Raw genomic sequence first — 6,371 nt, forward strand, 5'->3', positions numbered from 1 at the left:
AGAGCCCGATATCCGGGTTTCGTTCCAGGGTGATGACTGGGCTGGGGCCGTCGTCTGTCTTCTTGATCTTGCTAGCCGCGTAGTCTGCTGGCCGGAAATCGGCCACGGCTGCTGCCATGATGAGCGCATCAACGTTCTTGGCTTTGGCCTGGACCGCTGCTTGGAGTTCGGCAGTGGTCTCCACCTTCTCCACGGTGATCCGCTGATTGTCTGCCGGAGGGACGATATCGGTCGCCCTAGCGATGAGGTGGACAGTCGCTCCAGCTGCTGCGGCAGCCTCAGCCAGGGCAATTCCCTGTCCGCCGGATGACCGGTTGCCGAGGTAACGCACAGGATCCAGGGGCTCGCGGGTTGCGGGTCGGTCCGGTGAAGATCTGGTCCGATGGCAGTTATATCGGCCGCTCTGCCGCCATGCACCGCTGCTATGTGGGCGAACCGGAGAATACCGGATATCTGCAGTACGCGGAGTCGGATCTGCGGGCAGGATGATTATCCAGGGCCATCTGACCGGTTGGACTGTGGCAACCCACGCCATCGGCGATGCCGCCATCGACCACGTCTTGGACGCCTTCGCCGAGGCCCAGCGTCTGGCAGGATCGCAGTCCGGCTGCCCTCATCACGGAGCACTCGCGCGGCTGCCTCCAGGGCACCGTCTGGGACCTGCGGTTCCACGGCGGGCTCACCTGCCTTCACCGCGATGGGGTTGGCGGCATCCACTTCAGTCCAGGCGGCATCGGCTGGCAGGATCAGCGAGGCGATCTTGCTTTCCCGGGAGACCCGGACTGCCTAAGCGGTGTCCTGTCCCAGGGAGTTGGCGGTGGGGGTCGTGCGCACCCAGTGGCTGAAGGGCCGGGCCGCCCCTTCGATGTCGGAGGTCAGCGGAGCGTCAAGGTCCCGGTGGTAGGTGGCGTGGTCGCCGATGACGTTGACGATCGGCGACTGCGAGCGCAGGGCGTTGTGCATATTGGACAGGCCGTTGGCCAGTCCGGGGCCCAGATGCAGCAGGGTCGCCGCCGGGTTGCCGGTCATCCGGCCGTAGCCGTCGGCGGCCCCGGCGACCACCCCTTCGAAGAGCGCCAGGACCCCTCGGATCCGGTCGGCCCGGTCCAGGGCGGAGACGAAGTGCATCTCCAAGGTGCCGGGGTTGGCGAAGCATGCATCAACGTCGTTGGCCTCGAGAGTGGCCAGCAGGCTTTCTGCACCGGTGGTCATGCCGAGACCTCCGCAATAGCGTCGACGACGACGCCGATTCCTTCGCTGAGCAGTTCATCGCTGATGGTCAGTGGGGGCAGGAAGCGGATGACGTTGCCGTAGGTGCCGCAGGTCAGGGTGATCACCCCGGCGTTGCGGGCCACCTCGGCAGCAGTGTTGGTCAGCTGGGCATCGGGTGCCCCGGTGGCGGGGTCTACCAGCTCGATGGCCAGCATGGCTCCGCGGCCGCGGATCTCACCGATCCGGGGGTCCTTCTCCTGGGCTGCCTTCAGCTGACCGACAACCTGCTGTTCGATCTGGCGGGCTCGGTCGCTGAGGTCCTGGCTCTCCATAGTGGAGATGGCTGCCAGGGCTGCCGCGCAGGAGACGGGGCTGCCGGCGTAGGTGCCGCCCAGTCCCCCGGAGTGGACCGAATCCATGATCTCGGCCCGGCCGGTGACACCGGAGAGCGGCATACCGCCGGCAATGCCCTTGGCGGTGGTGATGATGTCGGGTTCCACACCCTCGTGTTCGCAGGCGAACCAGGCGCCGGTGCGGGCGAAGCCGGTCTGGATCTCATCGGCGATGAAGACCACTCCATTGTCCTTACACCAGTCGGCGATCCGCTTGATGTAGCCCTCGGCGGGAACGATGAATCCGCCTTCACCCTGGATGGGCTCCAGGATCAGGGCTGCGAGGTTTCCGGCTCCGATGCTCTTCTCCAGGGTGGAGATGGAACGCTCTGCTGCTGCCGCGCCATCGAGCTGGTCCCGGTAGGGGTAGGAGCCGGGGACCCGGTAGACCTCGGGGCGAAGGGGCCGAAGCCGTGCTTATAGGGCATCGACTTCGCGGTCAGCGCCATCGTCAGCGTGGTGCGACCGTGGTAGGCGTGATCCAAGGCGGCCACAGCCTGCCGACCGGTGTGGGTGCGGGCAATCTTGACCGCGTTCTCCACTGCCTCGGCACCGGAGTTGAACAGTGCGGTGCGCAGTTCACCGTTGATCGGCGCCAGCTCGGCCAATTTCTCAGCCACGGCGATGTAACCCTCATAGGGGGTGGCCATAAAACAGGTGTGGGTCAGCTCAGCCACCTGGGTCTGCACGGCATCGACGACGGCGGGGGCGCTGGCACCGACACTGGTCACCGCAATACCGGAGCCAAGGTCGATCAACCGGTTGCCGTCAACGTCCTCCACGATTCCGTCCTGGGAGCGCACTGCGTAGGTGCCCATCAGGGAGGAGACGCCGGCGGCCACGAAGGAGGCGCGGCGTTTGGCCAGCTCCTGGGCCTTGGGGCCTGGGATTTCGGTGGCCAGGTGGCGGGATTGCGGCAACTCTGCCATGGAGGACTCCTTAGGTGTCGAAGGCGTGGTGGTCCACGTGGGGCGATCGTCAGCGGAATGCGGGGATTCCGGTAAGCTTATTGCCCAGGATCAGGGTATGGACCTCATCGGTTCCCTCATAGGTGCGTACCGACTCCAGGTTATTGGCATGCCGCAGTGGTGAATAGTCCCCGGTGATGCCGTTGCCGCCGAGCACTGCACGGGCTTCGCGGCAGATTTCGATGGCGGTGCGGCAGTTGTTGAGTTTGCCCACCGAGATCATATGCGGCTCCAGTTCCCCGGCGTCCTTCAGCCGACCCAGGTGCAGGGCCAGCAGTTGGCCCTTGTTGAGTTCCAGTGCCATATCGGCGAGTTTCTTCTGGGTCAGCTGGTAGCCGGCCAGGGGCTTGCCGAACTGCAGACGCTCTGCGGAGTACTCCAGGATGGTCTCGATGGAGTCCCGAGCGGCACCCATGGCGCCCCAGGCGATGCCGTAGCGAGCCTCGGACAGGCAGGAGAAGGGACCGCGCAGACCGGGGTTCTCCGGCAGGATGGCATCGGCGGGCAGGCGGACTTCTTCGATGTCGATATCGCACTGCTGGGAGGCGCGCATGGAGAGCTTCGCGTCGATGACAGTGGCTTTGAAGCCGGGAGTGTCGGTGGGGACGATGAAGCCTCGGACCTTCTCGGCGGTGTTGCCGTGTTCGTCCTCAGTGGGAGCCTTAGCCCAGATGATGGCGATATCGGCGATGGCGGCCAGTCCGATCCAGCGCTTCTGACCGTTGAGCACCCAGTCATCACCCTCGCGGCGTGCAGTGGTGGTCATCGAGGAGGGGTCAGACCCAGCAGTGGGTTCGGTCAGGCCGAAGCAGCCGATGACCTCGCCGGCGGCCATCTTCGGCAACCACTTCTGCTTCTGCTCCTCGGAACCGTTCTTGTAGATGGCTGACATCGCCAGGGACCCCTGCACGGAGATCACTGTGCGCAGCCCGGAGTCGCCGGCTTCCATCTCCTGCATGGCCAGACCGTATTCGGTGGCGGAGCGGCCGGCGCAGCCGTAGCCCTGCAGGTGCATTCCGAACAGGCCCAGTTCGGCCATCTCAGGCAACAGTTCGGTGGGCAATACGGCATCTTCATACCATGTGGCGATATTGGGCCGGACCCGGCGGTCGACGAAATCTGCGACCTTATCCCTGATCTGCAGTTCTTCGGCGGTGAGCTGGTCTTTGATGTTCAGCAGATCTGTGGCAGGACGGTCCGGCACGGCGACTCCTTCGGCGGATACGAGAACTAAGGTCTTTTGAGTTGTATCAAAGTGTCTCTGATGGCTTTGCCGATCAACACGATTGATGCACAACGCTCATCACATCTGCATATTATCCGCCATATACCGCAAAGATTTCTTCAAACAGGCTACCTTGGTTCCTCAGAGGAATGCACCGGATGAAACCGGATGAAGGTGCTTCGAGACATCAATCACTTCATGCAGAGCGGGGCTTTCATCATCACGGCGCCAAATCAGCTTCACCTTCAGCGGGGGCGGCTGCTCGGCGATCGGCCTGAACTCCACTCCCTCAGCGTGAATATGGTCCCGCACCGTCGACTGGGTCAGGGCGACCCCATAGCCGGCGGCAACCAGCACCAGGGAGGTCGCCGAGTCCGGGGCGATCTGGGTGATCTTCGGAACAAAGCCCGCCTGGGCGGCCAGCGAGTGCAGCCGCTGCGGCAAGGCTGCAGCCGGACCGCTGGGCAGCACCACCCAACTGTCCTTCTCCAAGTCCTTGATCGAGACTGCCGAACGGCGGGCCAGTGGATGACCCACCGGCAGGGCGATCAGCAGCCGCTCCTGGGCGATAACCGTGGAGGCGACATCGGCCGGCAGCAGATCCCAGCGCCCCAGGGCCATATCCAACTCCCCTGCCAGGACCCGGTCCAGGCCGAGATGGGAGAGCATCGAGGAGACCAGTTCCAGACGCAGACCGGGCAGCCGGTCGCGGATCTGCCGGGCCAGGGGCCCCACCACATGGTTGGTCGAGGGGCTGGCGAAGCCCAGTCGCACTCTGCCGGTGCGCCCCTTAGTGGCTTCTTCGACAATCTCAGCCGAGCGGTCCACCAGGGTGACGATCTCCTGGGCATGAGGCAGCAGCGCCTCCCCCGCCGCAGTCAGCGAAACCCATCGTGTGGTGCGTTCGACCAGCCTGCTGCTCAGCGAACGTTCCAGCTGGGCCACCGAGCGGCTCAGCGCCGATTGGGTCATCCGCAGCCGTTCGGCCGCGCGGCCGAAGTGCCGCTCCTCAGCCACTGCCACAAAGCACCGGGCCTGCTGGATCTCCATAGCCACATCGTAAGCGAAGCACACCGCATAGAGCGTCAACGGATAAGAAGGACAGTGAATCTATGACCACAACACCGCCCACCGGTTCCGAGCAGGGACATTCCGGCCCCCTGGCCGGCGTCGTCGTTCTGGATCTCTCCCGGGTCCTTGCCGGACCCTATGCCACGATGCTGCTTTCTGATCTGGGGGCCACGGTGATCAAAGTGGAGTCGCCTCAGGGTGATGAGACCCGCACCTGGCGGCCTCCGGAGCGCGATGGGGAGTCCACCTATTTCCAGAGTGTGAACCGCAATAAGCACTCCATTGCTCTGGATCTCGGTGATGAGCAGGACCGGGAGACTCTCGAGGCACTGCTGGTGCGAGCAGATGTGCTGGTGGAGAACTTCAAACCCGGCGGCCTAGCCCGGTTCGGCCTGGATTACCCCACCCTCTCGCAGAAGTACCCGGGGCTGATCTACGCCTCACTGTCCGGTTTCGGCCATGAGGGCCCCGGGGCCAAACTGCCCGGCTATGACGTACTGGCCCAGGGCGCCTCCGGACTGATGCATGTCACCGGCAGCCCCGATGGTGAGCCGACCAAGGCAGGTGTGGCCGTGGTCGATGTCATCTCTGGGCTGCACCTCTACGGTGCGGTGCTGGCTGCCCTCTATGAGCGCACCAGCTCCGGCAAGGGCCAGCATCTGACCGCAAACCTCATGCTCTCGATGCTCTCCGGCTTGGTGAACCAGACCTCGGCGGCTGCCAATACCGGGATCTCTCCGCGCCGGATGGGCAATGAGCACCCCAGTCTCTTCCCCTATGGCCCCTTCCGCACTGCCGATGGCGAGATCATCATCGCCTGCGGGAACAACGGTCAGTTCGCCCGGCTCTGCACGGTGCTGGGATGCCCGGAGGCTGCCGAGGACAGCCGGTGGGAGAGCATGGCCGGGCGCAATGAGCACCGCGATGCGCTGCGTGAACTGTTGGAGGAGAAACTGGTCCAGCAGAGCTCGGAGCATTGGTCCGCTGCTCTGCGTGAGGTGGGTGTCCCCTCGGCGCCGATCAACGACGTCGTCGGCGGCCTGGACTTCGCCCGTCAGCTGGGCATGGAGCCCACTGTTGAACTCACCCGCGAGGACGGGACCTCGGCGGCGTCCGTGGCGCATCCGGTGAAGTGGTCACGCTCCGAGATCTCCTACCGTTCGGCCCCGCCCCGGTTAGATGAGAACCGGGAGCAGATCTTGCGCTGGCTGCAAGGCTGAACCCTCAACAACCTCCAGAAGAAACACCTAGAGCGTGTCTGAGAATTATGTGAGGGGTGGCTTGGAAGCCTGGAGGCATGTCTGGTCTCCAGGTTCTTTCTGATGCTCAGTGGGAGCTGATCGCTGATCAGCTGCCCAAGCCCACCGGGCGCAAAGGGAGTAGCGTCCGTCAGAGTGGTGTACGGCACCCGGTGAGCGCGTCGCTGACGAAGACGTGACGGCCACCGTGTGATCCTTCGAGTGAACCTCTCACAGCACTCTCGAAGAAAGGCATCACGATGAC

4 protein-coding genes and 2 pseudogenes are annotated in these 6,371 nt (G+C 64.2%); 1 reads left to right on the plus strand and 5 read right to left on the minus strand.

Translation table 11 applies throughout. From position 1 onward, the window contains the following. Window positions 1-7: 7 nt before the first annotated feature. From IEW85_RS14765 to IEW85_RS13510, 5 genes and pseudogenes are all read right to left on the minus strand, one after another. Window positions 8-352: pseudogene (locus IEW85_RS14765) on the minus strand (phosphopantothenoylcysteine decarboxylase domain-containing protein); the annotation flags it as partial. Window positions 353-786: 434 nt separating this feature from the next. Further along, complete coding sequence (locus tag IEW85_RS14510) at window positions 787-1,212, minus strand: thiamine pyrophosphate-binding protein (protein ID WP_229659045.1); 426 nt, start codon at window positions 1,210-1,212, stop codon at window positions 787-789. Further along, window positions 1,209-2,533 (minus strand): annotated as a pseudogene (gabT, locus tag IEW85_RS13500) (4-aminobutyrate--2-oxoglutarate transaminase). The gene IEW85_RS14510 and the pseudogene gabT overlap by 4 nt, the downstream one beginning before the upstream one ends. Before the next feature lie 49 nt (window positions 2,534-2,582). Next, window positions 2,583-3,776: an acyl-CoA dehydrogenase family protein gene (locus IEW85_RS13505; RefSeq protein ID WP_188686782.1), complete on the minus strand. Its 1,194-nt coding sequence runs from the start codon at window positions 3,774-3,776 to the stop codon at window positions 2,583-2,585. Window positions 3,777-3,938: 162 nt separating this feature from the next. Continuing rightward, window positions 3,939-4,847, minus strand: a complete 909-nt coding sequence (locus IEW85_RS13510) for a LysR family transcriptional regulator (protein WP_188686785.1) — start codon at window positions 4,845-4,847, stop codon at window positions 3,939-3,941. A gap of 62 nt (window positions 4,848-4,909) precedes the next feature. On the opposite strand from IEW85_RS13510, the gene IEW85_RS13515 reads away from it, so the two are divergent. Further along, window positions 4,910-6,088, plus strand: coding sequence for a CaiB/BaiF CoA transferase family protein (locus IEW85_RS13515; protein WP_188686788.1), 1,179 nt, complete (start codon window positions 4,910-4,912; stop codon window positions 6,086-6,088). The last annotated feature ends 283 nt before the right edge of the window (window positions 6,089-6,371 follow it).

The sequence above is a fragment of the Nesterenkonia cremea genome, assembly GCF_014642675.1.
In the GTDB taxonomy this organism is placed as follows: Bacteria; Actinomycetota; Actinomycetes; order Actinomycetales; family Micrococcaceae; genus Nesterenkonia; species Nesterenkonia cremea.